The following is a 15,528-nucleotide window of genomic DNA, read 5'->3' as shown; positions in this document are numbered from 1 at the left end:
GAATGACCAGCCTAAAATCCCTGTTAAATCGATATCAAAGTATCTAGCAAATATTGGCAATTTTTCAGTTCAAGAAAAACAAAAAGGCCATCATTACTGATAGCCTTTCACGTGAAAATAGCAGAAGAGATACGCTTAGAATCAGGAACCTAAGGTTTTTAAATAGCTTAAATGCAAAAAAGCGTAGGAGCTACGCTTAAAATGAAGAACCCTAGTTCAAATTTCACACACAAAAAAGGCCATGAATAAACATGGCCTTTTTTGTAAAATATGGCGGAGGAGCAGGGATTTGAACCCTGGGTGGGCTATAAACCCACGCCGGTTTTCAAGACCGGTGCATTAAACCACTCTGCCACCCCTCCGAACGAGCGAGATAATAGCTATCTCTGTCGCCACTGTAAACTCAAATTTATGGTTAATAGTGTTGATTGACTATTTCATATTCACTTAAATCGAAAGCAGTGAACAACAAAGGGCTTAGGATGAGAAAACTGAAATGAAAATTGCACAAACAAAAAAGGCCATCAGTAATGATGGCCTTTTCCGTGAATATGGCGGAGGAGCAGGGATTTGAACCCTGGGTGGGCTATAAACCCACGCCGGTTTTCAAGACCGGTGCATTAAACCACTCTGCCACCCCTCCGAACGAGCAAGATAATAGCTATCTACTACTCTGCTGTAAACCCTTAATTTAAAGAAGCGATCTACATGGTCAATCTACATCCAATCCGCTTAAAAATATCGCGTTATTCAACTTATCTTTGACACCCTTGTCAGTTGAAGCGCCATTTTAAGGTGGCACACTTCACACTATATTAAGACTAAGCTCGATTGATATTGATTAAACGGTCAGATAGTTTCTGCATCTCAAGGCTTAACACATCAAGCGCCGTTGCATCGAGAGAGTTATCTTCACTGATGCTATTTATTCGCACCGCCAACTCATTAATTTCTTGAGTGACTTGGCTTTGCTGCTGAGCAGCTAACGCGATTTGTTGGGCACGCTGTGAAATATCATCGAAACTTTGTACGGTACTCGATAGAGAATTGGCAGCGCCCTCAGCCTCCGCAACCGCATGGACAGTGCGGGACTCCCCAGCTTGCATTGCTTGCACAGCGAGCCGCGAAGCCGATTGCAAAGCGTTAATCATGGTACTAATTTCATTGGCCGAATCTTGAGTTCGCCCCGCAAGGGTTCGAACTTCATCAGCAACGACTGCAAAACCACGACCCTGATCGCCCGCTCTAGCCGCCTCAATTGCCGCATTGAGAGCGAGCAAATTAGTCTGCTCAGAAATCGCCTTAATCACATCTAATACAGCGCCCACCTTTTGACTGTCTTGGGCCAATTGGGATATCACCTTAGTTGCGTTGGCAATTTCTCCTGATAATGCCTCGATGGAAGTATTGCTGGCTGCAACACGAGTTTGCCCTTCTCGCACTACAATCAAAGACGATTGCGCAGTTGCAGCACAATCATTGGTATTATTCGCAACTTCCATAGCGCTTGAAGACATTTGCGTTATCGCAGCGGCTAATTGTGCACTCTCCAGCCGCTGTTGCTCTGCGCGCTGAGCTAACTTACGGCTAAGTCCGCTTAATTGCGTTGCCTCAAATTGAATTTTCTTTGCTTCTTGAGTGATCAGATCTAACATTGCCCTTAACGTCCCTGCATAGATGTTTACGGCTCGGCGCAAAGCGCCAATCTCATCATCTCGCTGAATTTGCAGCTCAATATTCGCCCCCAAACTACCGCTCCCAAGGGAAGCAATTTGATCTGTGGTTTCCTCAAGTTGCGCCAACAGTTTTTTACCCGATAACCAAGCCAGAGAAAGTAAAATGGCGAGTAATGGTAATAAAAACAATAAAATATCAAATGTTAGCTCACGGGCAAGCCCTGTGACTCGCGTTTTAGGCGTCACAAGGCCAATCACCCATTCGGTATCAGGCATCACAAAAAGACTCACCTCACTCGCCTGATTAAGTCTTCCATCCTTATTTAAGCTTACAGACACCACTTTGTTGATTGAGGTTTGCTTAAGTGCAGCTTCAACGGGGGAGAGCCAAGGTAACTGCCCGACGAGATCCGTAAAACGTAACATAGTGTCGGACTTATTCGTTTCAGGAAAATGTAAGATATTACCCGCTTGGTCTAAAGCGAAAGCATAACCGTCAGTTACATTGCCATGTTCTGTTAAAAATTTGGCTAAATCATCAAGTTTTAAATCTATCGTTGCGACCCCTGCAAATGTCCCCGTGAGACGATATGGCACACTGCATGTCACCATAGCCACCTTTGTAACCGGATCTTGATAAGCCTCTGACCATAAACATTGAGATACTGAGCTAGTCCGCGCGCCCGTATACCAAGGATCATTATGATACCCAGGGCCAGATGGCGCATTATAGTCATCCGAATAAGCCAGTAGATTATCGCTACCACGGGCCCAGAAGAAACTGTGGCGGATACCCCCAGCGACGAATTTATCTGGCTCAGGCCAGATCCCACCGCCAGCAATAGTGAGATCGCCATTGTTATCAATCAAATTAGGTAAAGAATTAAGATAAAGAGCTTGCTCGTGGGGCAACACTTCGGCGAGGTGTGCAAGGCTTAAAGTAATCCCCTCAATGCTTGCCAACTTAAGGGCGAGTTGCCTTACGATACTGCTACCCGTTTGCTCAATTAACTCTTGACTCGCCGCCACCACTCGAGGTTGCCCTCGAAGTGACATCACACCAAAAACCGCGAGCCCAGTCAGTAGAAGCAGCACTACGCTGCCCATTGTGAGCCGCTGCGAAATACGTGTAGGTAACAACATAGCTTTCTCTACTTAAAATAAGTCACCCTGATGGGAGAATTGTTCGGCCGTATGATCCAAGACTGTCGAGAATCATACGTCGCACCATCCTAGTGCAAATTTTAAAGGCCATAAAAACCATTAACTTGGCCACAAACTTAGTGTAGACCATAAACGAGAAGCGCGGATAAAAAAGCCCATTAATCAGTAGCCGTCACTGATATCAGAATGAAGAATCTAGGTTAACACAATGAACAATCATGACAGATAGTCTTTCCCTAAAGCATGGCACTGACGCCACGTTTAAGGTCAAAACCCAAGAGCGGAAATAGCACAAATGCAAAACGCCGCTAATTGCTTAGCGGCATTTTGACTAAATATGGCGGAGGAGCTGAACTTAGAATGAGGAACCTTGGTTCAAATTGCACAAACAAAAAAGGCCATCATTACTGATTGCCTTTCTCGTAAATATGGCGCAGGAGCTGCGCTTCAAATCAGGAACCCAAGGGTTCAAACTGTATAAATGCAAAAAGCCGCTAATTGCTTAGCGGCTTTTTGACTAAATATGGCGGAGGAGCAGGGATTTGAACCCTGGGTGGGCTATAAACCCACGCCGGTTTTCAAGACCGGTGCATTAAACCACTCTGCCACCCCTCCGAACGCCGAAAATAATATAAGTATACCGCTAACTTGTAAACCTCAATTTTTAAATATCGAGTCAAATGCTCAACTTATGTTCACCCCGATGTTTTTTTACAACAAATACATGCCCAGTTTCAAGGAATAATCGAGTAAACAGAGGTAAAAACACCTATACAGTGAGAGACTTGTCGTCTTGGTATGGTAAAATCACTGCAACTTTTCACGGTAAATGCTTATATGAATTCACTCTTGATACCCACGTCTTCACTCGCACCTGAATTTAGCCTGCCAACCCTTCCCGAAACGGCTGACAATCTAAGCGCATTACTCTTAGGACAAGAGCGTGCTGTGGATGCGTTTAAACTCCACCAAGCTATTGTCGATCAGCACTTGTATCTGGCTGATTTCCCGAGCATTGACCGCCAATTAATGATCCAAGCCTGTATTGATAGCCTAGCGCCGTTATCTCCAGCTTATTTAGTGGCAACACGCCCGACTGACAAAGCGGCAACATTTCAGTGGCAATCAGAGAAACCACTAGAAAATCAGATCAGTATTGCCGAAAAAACGACTCGCTATCGCTACCTCAGTGGTAATATTCGCCGTGTAGACCTCATTGGCCGTATGGCACAAACAGGAACAACAAGTCAATATCAAGCTGGTGCTCTGGCCGAATGTCATTATGTATTTATTTGCGCCGAGTCACTGTGGAAACGTGAAGGTTTATGGGAATTAGTGATGCAAATCCTCACCCATAAAGCGTATCAGATTAGCAATAACTTAAGTCCTATCCCGCTCAATTGTAAAATTGTCCTTATCGGTGCAGGAATGATTTATAGCCAAGTCAGAACTGAAGATTGGCAATTTCAACGTCACTTTACCCTACTAGCAGAACTCGCTAGCGAAATCGACTTGGTCCGTTATACAGAGTCACAATACGTCGCATGGTTGCAAGCGGTTGCACAAAGTGTCGAGGTCACTCTAGAACAATCAAGCCTAGCGCCACTTTTTCGTTATAGTGCACGGTTAACCGAACATCAGCGCCGCCTCAGTTTGTCTATGCTCGAGTTTGCCCAACTGATGGTGCAAGCTAAAGCCTATTGTGGTAAACCGAGTATCAATGCGAGCAGTATTGAGCTCGCGTTAGCCCAAGCCAACTATCGTCATAACAGCTCGGAAGAGTATTCAGGTCAAAGCTTCGATGACAACTTCATAAATCTGCCAACTTCGGGTGCTATGGTAGGTCAGATCAATGGCTTAACTGTCATTGATGCCATCGATTACAGTTATGGTGAGCCTGCGCGGATCACGGCATCTGTTCACTATGGTGATGGTGAAGTCGCCGATATCGAAAGAAAATCTGAACTTGGTGGCAATATACATGCCAAAGGAATGATGATCCTTTCTGCCTGCTTGTACCGTATCTTTGGGCGAGATGCACCATTACACCTAAATGCCAATATCGTTTTCGAGCAATCCTATCAAGAAATTGATGGTGATAGCGCATCACTCGCCGAATACTGCTGTTTGATGTCAGCGATTGCCGAACAACCCATTATTCAGTCACTGGCAATAACTGGTGCATTGGATCAATTTGGTAATGTGCAAGCGATTGGTGGCATCAACGAGAAAATTGAAGGCTTTTTTAATCTGTGTGAACGTCGTGGTCTCACGGGAGAACAAGGCGTTATTATGCCCAAGTCGAACGTGTTACAGCTTAACCTCAATCCCAAAGTGATTACAGCTGTAGGCAAAGGCTTATTTCACCTCTATGCAATCGAGCATATGGACCAAGCTGTTGAGCTATTAATGCAAATGCCTGCGGGTGTAGCCGATGAAGATAATGATTTTCCACATGATTCATTATACGGCCTTGTGCAGGAACGATTAGACAAGCTCGCAGGAAATGGCGAGGAGGAAATCGGCATAATCACGAGATTACTCGCAAAATTAGGATTTTTTCGCCGCTAATTAGCTGATCGGAGTTGTTTAGCTTACACGTGTTCGCTAATCTTGGCGGCTCTTATTGCTGGAGTAGTAAAACAATGAACAAAGCAAACAGTTTCAATAAAGAAGAACTCATCGCCTGTGGCCATGGGAAATTATTTGGTCCAAACTCACCTCGTCTGCCTGTCGATAACATGCTGATGATAGATAGAATCGTTACTATCAATGATAATGGCGGTGAGTTTGGCAAAGGTGAAATTGTCGCTGAACTCGATATTAATCCAGACTTATGGTTTTTTGACTGCCACTTTATTACCGACCCGGTAATGCCTGGCTGTTTAGGGCTTGATGCCATGTGGCAACTCGTTGGCTTCTATTTAGGCTGGGAAGGCGCAGAAGGCAAAGGGCGTGCTCTGGGTGTAGGTGAAGTAAAGTTTACTGGTCAAGTATTACCAGGCGCTAAGAAAGTCACTTATAAACTCAATATCAAGCGTACTATTCACCGTAAACTGGTGATGGGTATTGCCGATGCAATCCTTGAAGTTGATGGCCGTCAAATCTACAGTGCAACCGATCTTAAAGTCGGTGTCTTTAGCGATACGTCTACATTCTGATCAGTCTTACTCCAATACACTGAAGATATCAGTACTGCAGATATAAAAATGCCCTCATCTGAGGGCAATATGCTGCATTACTTTGCTTGTTCTGGGCTATTTAATTAATGAGTAAAACTCAATTATTTATTAAATAGCCCATTAACTCGGCCATCCACACCTTCACGCCAACCGCCTAACCACTGCGATCGCGAATCAAGATTTGCATATGGACAGAGCTCCTTAGAGCGTCCACCAACCCCAGCTTGGAATCCTTTTGAAAAAGCTCTGTCTAAACGATCTCGTTTTTGTCTTTTCATGCAAGCGTCCTCTGTTCTACATAAAATAGAAGCAAAAGCTTCACCCATAGAAATAGTGCTTTTTGACGCCAAGATCAATCAAAAAATCGGCTATTATACTGACTATTTATTAAACTATTGAGATCTTAGCGAAAAAAAATCGAGGCATTTCGCCTCGATTTTTTTAGTCTGAATTGAAGCTTAAAACTTAACGAATTCGACGACGGAACCACACCAATGGCAAGGCAAATAACCAAGCTAACGTTGCCGCACCAGAACGCTCAAAATTACCGGTATCGGTACTATCTTCAACAGTACAAGCTTCACCACTGGTAGCCGGTTTAAGTACAACCATACGTGGAACATAAGCCGTTACAGGCTCGCCACTACCACTCAGCTCAAATAGCGGTAAGCCATTTTCACCAATAACTATGTTGCCATCTTTATCAAATTGATAAGAAGGTTTACGAATAAAAGCCGTACCTACGATAGTGCCATCTTCATTGATACTCGTACCTTCAACCACTAAAATATCAGCGTTATATTGAAGAATTTTACCCGAGCCATCCTGAACTTCGACCTGATGACGTGCCCAGCTACCGTCGTTTGATTTTTCATAACCCTTAGACTCGCAGGTCAGCAATTTATTGATATTGCTAAACTCACCCGTCGACTTCTCATACAGGAAACCCGCTTTGGGGCGTGGCTTCTCTTTATCGTAAGTCGTTTCAACGTAACCAACTACTTGACCTTTATTGTTAATATCCTTGGGTTTACTCGAAAGATCAGTTGCCGTTGAGGCAAAATCATTAGGGGTTACATAGCCAACATCGGGTGTATTAGTATCAAAATAGAAAAACTTGTCGCGCAAATAACCTTGAATATAGCTACGATAACTACCGACAAGAATACCACTATCATTGATGTCATAGGCAATGGAACTTGAAATCGATTCGCCCATTGGGATCCAGTGGTATTTATAATTACCTTCGGCATCCTTAGCCCAATAAGCCGCATCTTGGTGCAACTTATCTGTATTGTTGTTACGATAAACGTGCGAGCGACCAACAACCACGCCGTTATCATTCACGCCGAGCGCCTGAGCAGTAAAGGTTAAGGTGTTATCAGCTTTAGGCGTTAACCCTAAAGGCAACTCAATTCCCGTAGCGATATTATTGTCGATTTGCCATACATAGGCACGCGTCTGGTACTGAATGTTACGCGTACCCGTAGAGTTCGGATATTGCTCACGTTGTACACAAACATCCAACGGCAAAGTATTATCCGAGCCTAAACAATAATTAACACGATCACTACCATATTTACTGATAGCAGTACTGGCATAACCAGCCACTAAGTTATTATTATTAATAGCTGTAGCAGCAGACCATCCACCTAACTCTGCGGTTTTAGTCTTATCAGCATTAACAAATTGCGTGTAGGGAGGAACTAATGGAATTTCAGTGCTACCCACTTTTACAACACCGCGGAACTCATAGTCGCGGTAATACCAATAATCATCGGTAACATCAGTAGTTGCAGTGTTCTCTGTTTTCTTTTCAGGCGCAGTCATGCTGCCCACTTTAATACTGGCATCATTAATACCGTAATAAAAGGTATCAACAGAGTTAATCACAGCAGTATCATTTGGCGGTGTAGTACCATTAATGCTGTCGAATGTCGGTAACCAAGCCCCAGCTGCACCATTTTCTGCAGCAATAAAAGCAAAGTTATTTGCAACAATGGCAGCGGTAATAGAATAAGTAATGGTTTCTTCTGGTGCGATACCGTCGGCAACATCAATCACGCCGCCTTCGACATCTGAACTGCTGAGTTTTTTCTTACCCTTTGAAATACCGACTAATTCACCACTAGCATTTACACCTAAAGCATAACCGTTACGAGTGCCTTCAAGCGTGCCCTGCAGGTCATAATTATCGATATTAACGATTTCATAGACAGGTGCAGCATGGGCACTGTTTAATACACCAAGGACACCTAAGGCAACCAAGGAAAGGGCTTTATCCAACTTTGACTTCATTAATTCTATTCCCATTTTTATTATTGGTTTACTTCAGTGACTCAAGCTCTTCCCAACGCTCGAAGCAAACTTCCAATTGCTTTTCTTTATCAGCCAACTGACTCAATACCTGATTGACTTTATCCTGCGCCTGACTATAAAAGTCTGAATGTCCAATAGTGGTCTGCAATGCGAGAATTTCTGCCTCCAATTGCTCCATCACATTAGGTAGCGACTCTAACTCACGCTGTAGCTTATACGACAGTTTTTTTACCGCTTTCACAGGTTCTGCAGTTTTAACTTCAACGGGTTTAGTTTCAACCGCAGGAGCTTCGACCGCCTTTTGTGAACTAGGTTCCTCAGAATAAAACTTTGCCCCTTGGTTCACGGCATCTTGATAACCACCTACATACTCGCTCCAATGGCCATTACCCGCATACCACCAGCTACTGGTCACAGTATTGTCGATAAATGCCCTATCATGGCTCACTAGCAACAACGTACCTTGGTATTCAGTGAGCAACGACTCTAGCAATTCTAAGGTCTCAATATCAAGATCGTTAGTTGGCTCATCGAGAATGATTAAGTTTGCTGGGCGAATTAATAACTTAGCCAATAACAAACGGTTCTTCTCACCACCCGACAGCGCTTTCACTGGCGTTCTGGCACGCATAGGCGAGAACAAGAAGTCCTGCAAATAACTTAAAATGTGGCGGTCTTGACCATTGATCGTGATGGTCTTTTTACCTTCACCAACGTTATCTTCAACGGTTTGCTCAGGATCTAACGCTTCACGATATTGGTCGAAATAGGCGATTTCTAACTTAGTACCAACTTTAATTTCGCCCGATTGCGGTTGCAACTTCTCGATTAACAGCTTGATCAAGGTTGATTTACCACAACCGTTCGGCCCAATCAGCGCAATACGGTCACCGCGGATCACTGTGGTATTAAAGTTTTTAACCAGATTTTTATCGGGCAGATTGAAGTTAAGATCGGTCACATCAAACACTAACTTACCAGAACGTTCGGTATCCGATACTGCCATCTTAGCATTACCCTGACGATTCAAACGTTCACTGCGCTCATCACGTAGCGCCTTAAGTGCGCGCACTCGACCTTCGTTACGGGTACGTCTGGCTTTCACGCCTTGACGGATCCACACTTCTTCATCGGCGAGACGCTTGTCAAACAAGGCATTTTTCTCGGCTTCGACGCGCAGCCATTCTTGCTTACCATCAAGATACATTTGATAGTTGCCCGGCCATGAGGTCACCACGCCACGGTCTAAATCGACAATCCGCGTCGCCATACGAGCAATAAAGCCCCTATCGTGACTGATAAAGACGATAGCGCCTTGATAATCGAGTAAAAACTTTTCAAGCCACTCGATAGTGTCTATGTCTAAGTGGTTGGTCGGTTCATCGAGTAACAACAGATCTGGCTCGCTCACCAGTGCTCTGGCTAACGCCACTTTACGCTGCCAACCACCCGATAACTCGCTCAAGGATTTGTCAGGATCGAGTCCTAATAATTCGCAGTTTTGTTGGATGCGCGAATCTAGCTGCCAGCCATTATAGTGGTCTAAGGTTTCTTGCAGACCTTGCATTTCATTCAACATACGATCCATTTGCTCAGGCGAGGCATGGGCCACATCGTGGGACAGTTGATGATAACGCTCAAGCGCCTCACCCACTTCCTTTAATCCCGCCGCAATATAAGCGTATACCGTGCCTTGCTCAGCCTTTGGTGGATCTTGTTGTAGACGGCTAACGGTCACATTACCGGCAATGTTGAACTCGCCTTCATCCAGCAGTACATCACCGGATAACACTTTTAATAAACTCGACTTGCCGGCACCATTACGGCCAACAATACACACGCGCTCGCCGCGTTGAATAGTAAAATCCGCTTTTTGTAACAACGGAGTGTAACCATAGGCTAAAGAGCCACTATTGATACGAACCAGACTCAAACTAAGCTCCTGTAAACTCTTGTAATTGCGTTGCGTTAAATGGCCAATGTAATTCTCTATCATCCCAAGCTTTAAGCACAGGGATCGATACGCCATAACGCTGCGCGAGGTATTCATCGTCACAAATATCTATGGCCCGATAGCCAATGTCGGCCGCGTCCAGTAAGGCTGCGGCCAGTTCACACAGATGACATCCCTCTGTGTGATATAGCAGATAATGCCTGCTATCTAATTCTGCTTGAGTCGACTCAGGCATGGGTGATAAGCCAGGTATTATGGATATGTGGATTACGTTTGTAGTCCATAGGCAAAGTCACGTCATCAATGTTCTTCACATTAATGTTCATCTTTGTCAGCGTCTCTATGTCCATCTTAAACTTACGTTTATTGTTAGAGAACACTAGCTCGCCCGTTGGGCTGAGCAGTTTCACTAAGGATGCCAGTAAGTTCACATGGTCCCGCTGCACATCGAAAGAATCTTCCATACGCTTAGAGTTTGAGAAGGTCGGCGGATCGATAAAAATCAGATCGTACTGTTCACGGCAATCACGGATCCACTGCATGCAGTCAGATTGAACAAACTCATACTGCTTACCTTGCAGTCCATTGAGTGCAAAGTTGTCCTTCGCCCAAGCAATATAGGTATTTGACATATCCACCGTCGTCACCGACTTAGCCCCGCCAAGCGCCGCATGCACAGAAGCAGAACCTGTGTAAGAGAACAGGTTAAGTACCCGGCGTCCCTTAGATTTTTGACCGACTAAACGGCGTGTCAATCTGTGATCGAGGAATAAACCTGTATCCAAATAACCAGTTAAGTTCAGTTTGAACTTAGCGCCATATTCAGTGGTGATAAGCTCTAACTTACGCTCATCCAGCTTTTGATACTGACTCGTGCCCTTTTGACGCTCACGGGTCTTCATGATCATCTTGTTCGGATTAATACCAATGGCCGACGGCAGTGCTAACAACACATCGCTTAAACGACGCTTGGTTACGGCTTCAGGTATAGTTGCTGGCGCCATATATTCTTGAATAATCACGTAATCTAAGTATTTATCTACTGCGACGTTATATTCAGGAATGTCGGCATCATAAATACGATAGCTGTCGATGCCTTCTTTCTTGGCCCATTTCTCTAATAACTTGGCATTTTTCTTAATGCGGTTAGCAAATGCAGGGGCGATATCGGCAATGTCGACGCCGTCTGGCAGCACTGGTGTATCACGACGCGTACTGGTCGCATGCAAGGTATAAATGTTAAAGGCACATTCTAGGGCACCGTTGAACATCTTCATCTGTTTGTCGGCTTTAAGCTTAAGTGATGATACCAGCTCGATATCACTACACAGCATAGCCACTTTCCAGCCGCCAAACTCTTTCTTAAACTTGTCACCTAGCTGATAGTAAAGCTGCAATAACTCAGACACATTGCCTAAACGTTCACCATAAGGTGGGTTAGTGATCAAATATCCACTTTCTGCAGGCGGCGTTATCATCAACGCATCTGCAACTTGAAACTCGATTAACTCGAGCACACCGGCATTTTCGGCGTTACGTTTGGCTAACGCGACTAAGCGCGAATCGATATCTGAGCCGTAGAATTTAATCTCGCAACGTTTCACGCCTAATGAGGCACGCGCTTTTGCTTCTTCAACAATTTCTTGCCACACAGCTTTATCATGACGACGCCAATGTTCAAACCCAAAACGGCTACGCTGTAAGCCTGGGGCAATATCGGCCGCCATTAAAGCCGCTTCAATCAGCACAGTTCCACTACCACAGAAAGGATCGAGCAAGGTCGAAGGCGCTGCTTGCCAGCCACTGCGTACTAACATGTTGGCGGCTAAGTTTTCCTTCAGTGGCGCTTCACCAGTAGTAGAACGATAGCCACGTTGATGCAGTGATGGACCAGAGAAGTTCATCGCAATCGTGATTACGCCATTACGAAAATGGGCATCAACTTTAAAGTCAGCATCGACGCGTGACACATTTGGGCGCTCAACGTCATCGTCCCGAAATCTATCCACAACCGCGTCTTTAATCTTGAGTGCGCCGAACTGGGTATTATTAATAAAACCACCCGTACCATGAAAATCGATACTAAAAGTGCTTTTATTGGAAAAGTGCGCCGGCCAATCGACACAATAGGCGGCATTATAAAGTTGCTCTGCCGACTCGCAGCTACCTTTATAGATAACCAACACGATACGGCTGGCTAAACGTGTCCATAAAGTAATCCGATACGCTAAAGCTAAGGGGGCAGTGAAATACACACCAGCAACACTCTCTTTTACTTCAGTCGCACCAAATTCTGTCAGCTCTTGGGCTAAGCTATATTCAAAGCCCTTAGGGGCGGCGGCAAAAAAATTAAGCATGGGATAATCAGTACGCAGTCAAAATCAAAGCGACATTATACCTGCTCGAATACATAAAAGATAAACAGTTATTAGTCGAAACCCCATTTAGTCTCATCCTCGACCTAAGATAATCAACGAAAAATCCCTAACTTATGTTTAAATTGTATGAAAGCCCCCCACTCCGCTTTATATTTAAGCGTTCACCACCTTTTTCGATCTTCGTCCTTGCAATGCCAAGGCGCTGCCGTTATAGTCTGCCCCGCTTTGAAGACGGACGCGGGATGGAGCAGCATGGTAGCTCGTCGGGCTCATAACCCGAAGGTCGTAGGTTCAAATCCTGCTCCCGCAACCATTTAAAAGCAAAATAGTAAAGTAATACAGATAGATATCGGACGCGGGATGGAGCAGCATGGTAGCTCGTCGGGCTCATAACCCGAAGGTCGTCGGTTCAAATCCGGCTCCCGCAACCAATTTCTATATGTGTTTATAACGAGAAACAGCCTATCAGGCTCAACTCCTTGTAAACAACAGGCGAAGGTCGTCGCTGATTTAACATTAGCAATCTGGCTTCCGCTACCAATTCTTAGATGACAGAATTAAAATAGTTATTAACAGCAACAATCGGACGCGGGATGGAGCAGTATGGTAGCTCGTCGGGCTCATAACCCGAAGGTCGTCGGTTCAAATCCGGCTCCCGCAACCACTTTCAATATGTGTTTATAAAGAGAAACAGCTTATCAGCCTCAACTCCTTATAAGCAACAGGCGAAGGTAGTCGCTGATTTAACATTAGCAATCCGGCTTCCGCAACCAATTCTTAGATGACAGAATTAAAACAGTTATTAACAGCAACAATCGGACGCGGGATGGAGCAGCATGGTAGCTCGTCGGGCTCATAACCCGAAGGTCGTCGGTTCAAATCCGGCTCCCGCAACCACTTTATATATGTGTTTATAACGAGGAACAGCTTATTGGGCTCAACTCCTTATAAACAACAGGCGAAGGTAGTCAGTTCAAATCCTGCTACTGCAACCAATTCTTAGATGACAGAATTAAAACAGTTATTAACAGCAACAATCGGACGCGGGATGGAGCAGCATGGTAGCTCGTCGGGCTCATAACCCGAAGGTCGTCGGTTCAAATCCGGCTCCCGCAACCACTTCTCTTCATGAAAGAGAAAAATAACCAGCACAAGCTGGTTTTTTCGTGTCTGAAATTCATAGAAAACCACAGTTAAATACAGGACAGAGCAACAGGCTCACTCGTCGGGCTCAATTCTTTATAAACAAAGGGCGAAGGTCGTCGCTGATTTAACATTAGCAATCCAGCTCCTGCAACCAATTATCTTTAATGAAAGAGAAAAATAACCAGCACAAGCTGGTTTTTTTGTATCTAAAATTCGTAATAACCCTCTGTAAAATCCTAACCAGATCACCATGGTAGCTCATCGGATTCAACGACCTATAAACAACCGATGAAAGCCATCAGTTCAAATCATCTTCAACAACAGCGTCCAAAATAAGATTTAAACTGTTCAGCTGACATCAATGCATTTTTTGGATGTCAAATTTCGCTATAAAAGTGTCGGACAATATGACTCCTGCCATAGCACCAAAGGAAACGGTGAAAATCATGATGAAAGGTAGAGGTTTCAAATAAGCGGAAGTGAGAACACCTTGACCGAACCAGTGCAGTATTAGACCAAGAATCATGATGCCAAAAGCGAACTTATTCGCGGCAAAAAACATCGAGATTTCGAACGCCCACAACTCTTTATTTTCCTTAAATTGAGCGAAACCGAAATAGAGATAAAGCAGTAATGCCACTATAGCGAGAGTGCAAACACTGAGTGCATAGCTTAATTGAGAAGCCCCAGCCAATACTTGATAGCCGATACGTATGGCATAAATACCGACACCCAACCAAAGTATCAGCAGCGGCAATAAAATGAGTCCCATTTTTATCCTTAAAAGTTGAGATAAACATACACTTAGCACCTAAAGCGAGCTCTGAAAATGAGCGCTTAATGCTATTCCAAGACCTCGGTCCGTAAAGTGAGCTCTTGAAGTAAGTTCTTAAATTGAGCGCTTAGAGCAAATTCTTAAAGTTAGTACTTAGAGTGAGTATTTAAAGTTCGTTCTTAGATTAAGAGCCTTAAAAGCAACAGATAAAATACATAGAGATCAGAATGTTATTTTAACCGCGCCATATGATACACACTGACAAACTCACCATTTCTAAAAGCAAAATCCTTCGACTCACCTTCCATTACAAAGCCAAACTTTTTATATAGACCAATGGCGGCATGATTATCGGTATAAACCGTTAATTCAATTCGTTTTATATTCATCCATTTATCGGTAAGCTCAAGCATCGCGTTAATCAAGGCACTGCCTATACCGCGGCCTTGCCAACTGTCTTTTACACCCATACCAAAGGAGGCAACATGCCTACGGCGAGGTTGCTCATACACTTCAAAACCCAACTCACCGACAATTTCACCTTCAATCTCTGCAACATAACGATGAACATGATTCGATGTTGCTGCAAGACGCGCCTCCCATTTATCGGTCGATGGCAAAGGTAATTGCAAGGTACCGGCATAGGCATTTGGACAGGCATATACTGCTTGAATGGCTGCAGCATCACTCTTCTCTGCATGCCTAATCGTAATATTTCCCAATGAGTCCCCTCCCTAGTTTTCAAATAAAAAAGACGTGACCAATTCAACGTACACAAAGCTAAGCACACAGGTCTAAGCCCAACGAATTGACTTAGGCATGCTGTGGATCACTGTGATTATGCAACTCAACCCGATTATTATTAAACCGACTTTACGGATGAAGCTCACATAAGACAAGTATGAAATTTAAAAAACTATTGATAAACATGGCT

General features: G+C 44.3%; 10 protein-coding genes and 8 tRNA genes. 7 read left to right on the top strand and 11 right to left on the bottom strand.

Going from position 1 to position 15,528, the window contains the following annotated elements; genetic code table 11:
* Positions 1-271 precede the first annotated feature (271 nt).
* The 4 genes from CKQ84_RS17590 to CKQ84_RS17575 all read right to left on the bottom strand — a co-directional run bounded on the left by CKQ84_RS17590 (position 272) and on the right by CKQ84_RS17575 (position 3,455).
* Positions 272-362: transfer RNA gene (locus tag CKQ84_RS17590), tRNA-Ser, on the bottom strand.
* A 190-nt stretch (positions 363-552) separates the two neighbouring features.
* Positions 553-643 (bottom strand) — tRNA-Ser (locus CKQ84_RS17585).
* Positions 644-821: 178 nt separating this feature from the next.
* Complete coding sequence (locus CKQ84_RS17580) at positions 822-2,819, bottom strand: methyl-accepting chemotaxis protein (protein WP_105252214.1); 1,998 nt, start codon at positions 2,817-2,819, stop codon at positions 822-824.
* Positions 2,820-3,364: 545 nt separating this feature from the next.
* Positions 3,365-3,455 (bottom strand) — tRNA-Ser (locus CKQ84_RS17575).
* Between the two features lie 222 nt (positions 3,456-3,677).
* Between CKQ84_RS17575 and CKQ84_RS17570 the strand changes: the two genes are divergently transcribed.
* Positions 3,678-5,411 carry an AAA family ATPase gene (locus CKQ84_RS17570; protein WP_105253105.1) on the top strand — a complete coding sequence of 578 codons (1,734 nt, stop codon included), beginning with the start codon at positions 3,678-3,680 and terminating at the stop codon, positions 5,409-5,411.
* A 74-nt stretch (positions 5,412-5,485) separates the two neighbouring features.
* On the top strand, positions 5,486-6,001 hold the full coding sequence (gene fabA, locus CKQ84_RS17565) for a bifunctional 3-hydroxydecanoyl-ACP dehydratase/trans-2-decenoyl-ACP isomerase (RefSeq protein WP_028759638.1): 516 nt from the start codon (positions 5,486-5,488) through the stop codon (positions 5,999-6,001).
* A gap of 122 nt (positions 6,002-6,123) precedes the next feature.
* Here the strand turns inward: fabA and rmf are convergent, their stop codons facing one another.
* The 5 genes from rmf to rlmKL form a co-directional block, all read right to left on the bottom strand.
* Entirely contained in the window at positions 6,124-6,300 is a 177-nt protein-coding gene (gene rmf, locus CKQ84_RS17560) for a ribosome modulation factor (protein ID WP_006082074.1), read from the bottom strand.
* A gap of 187 nt (positions 6,301-6,487) precedes the next feature.
* On the bottom strand, positions 6,488-8,320 hold the full coding sequence (locus CKQ84_RS17555) for a DUF3466 family protein (protein ID WP_028759637.1): 1,833 nt from the start codon (positions 8,318-8,320) through the stop codon (positions 6,488-6,490).
* 28 nt (positions 8,321-8,348) lie between these two features.
* Positions 8,349-10,274, bottom strand: a complete 1,926-nt coding sequence (locus CKQ84_RS17550; RefSeq protein WP_028759636.1) for an ABC transporter ATP-binding protein — start codon at positions 10,272-10,274, stop codon at positions 8,349-8,351.
* 1 nt (position 10,275) lies between these two features.
* Positions 10,276-10,530, bottom strand: coding sequence for a glutaredoxin family protein (locus CKQ84_RS17545; RefSeq protein WP_028759635.1), 255 nt, complete (start codon positions 10,528-10,530; stop codon positions 10,276-10,278).
* Positions 10,523-12,652, bottom strand: coding sequence for a bifunctional 23S rRNA (guanine(2069)-N(7))-methyltransferase RlmK/23S rRNA (guanine(2445)-N(2))-methyltransferase RlmL (gene rlmKL / locus CKQ84_RS17540; RefSeq protein WP_028759634.1), 2,130 nt, complete (start codon positions 12,650-12,652; stop codon positions 10,523-10,525). Before rlmKL ends, CKQ84_RS17545 begins: the two co-directional genes overlap by 8 nt.
* A gap of 257 nt (positions 12,653-12,909) precedes the next feature.
* Between rlmKL and CKQ84_RS17535 the strand changes: the two genes are divergently transcribed.
* The 5 genes from CKQ84_RS17535 (at position 12,910) to CKQ84_RS17515 (ending at position 13,792) form a co-directional block, all read left to right on the top strand.
* Positions 12,910-12,986 (top strand) — tRNA-Met (locus CKQ84_RS17535).
* 41 nt (positions 12,987-13,027) lie between these two features.
* Positions 13,028-13,104: transfer RNA gene (locus CKQ84_RS17530), tRNA-Met, on the top strand.
* 156 nt (positions 13,105-13,260) lie between these two features.
* Positions 13,261-13,337 (top strand) — tRNA-Met (locus CKQ84_RS17525).
* A 156-nt stretch (positions 13,338-13,493) separates the two neighbouring features.
* Positions 13,494-13,570: transfer RNA gene (locus CKQ84_RS17520), tRNA-Met, on the top strand.
* Between the two features lie 145 nt (positions 13,571-13,715).
* A tRNA-Met gene (locus CKQ84_RS17515) sits at positions 13,716-13,792 on the top strand.
* A gap of 385 nt (positions 13,793-14,177) precedes the next feature.
* Here the strand turns inward: CKQ84_RS17515 and CKQ84_RS17510 are convergent.
* Complete coding sequence (locus tag CKQ84_RS17510) at positions 14,178-14,591, bottom strand: hypothetical protein (RefSeq protein WP_028759633.1); 414 nt, start codon at positions 14,589-14,591, stop codon at positions 14,178-14,180.
* A 233-nt stretch (positions 14,592-14,824) separates the two neighbouring features.
* On the bottom strand, positions 14,825-15,316 hold the full coding sequence (locus tag CKQ84_RS17505) for a GNAT family N-acetyltransferase (protein ID WP_028759632.1): 492 nt from the start codon (positions 15,314-15,316) through the stop codon (positions 14,825-14,827).
* Positions 15,317-15,528 lie beyond the last annotated feature (212 nt).

It is taken from the genome of Shewanella sp. WE21 (genome assembly GCF_002966515.1).
Taxonomy (GTDB): domain Bacteria; phylum Pseudomonadota; class Gammaproteobacteria; order Enterobacterales; family Shewanellaceae; genus Shewanella; species Shewanella oncorhynchi.
This window is presented reverse-complemented; position numbering and strand designations above follow the sequence as displayed.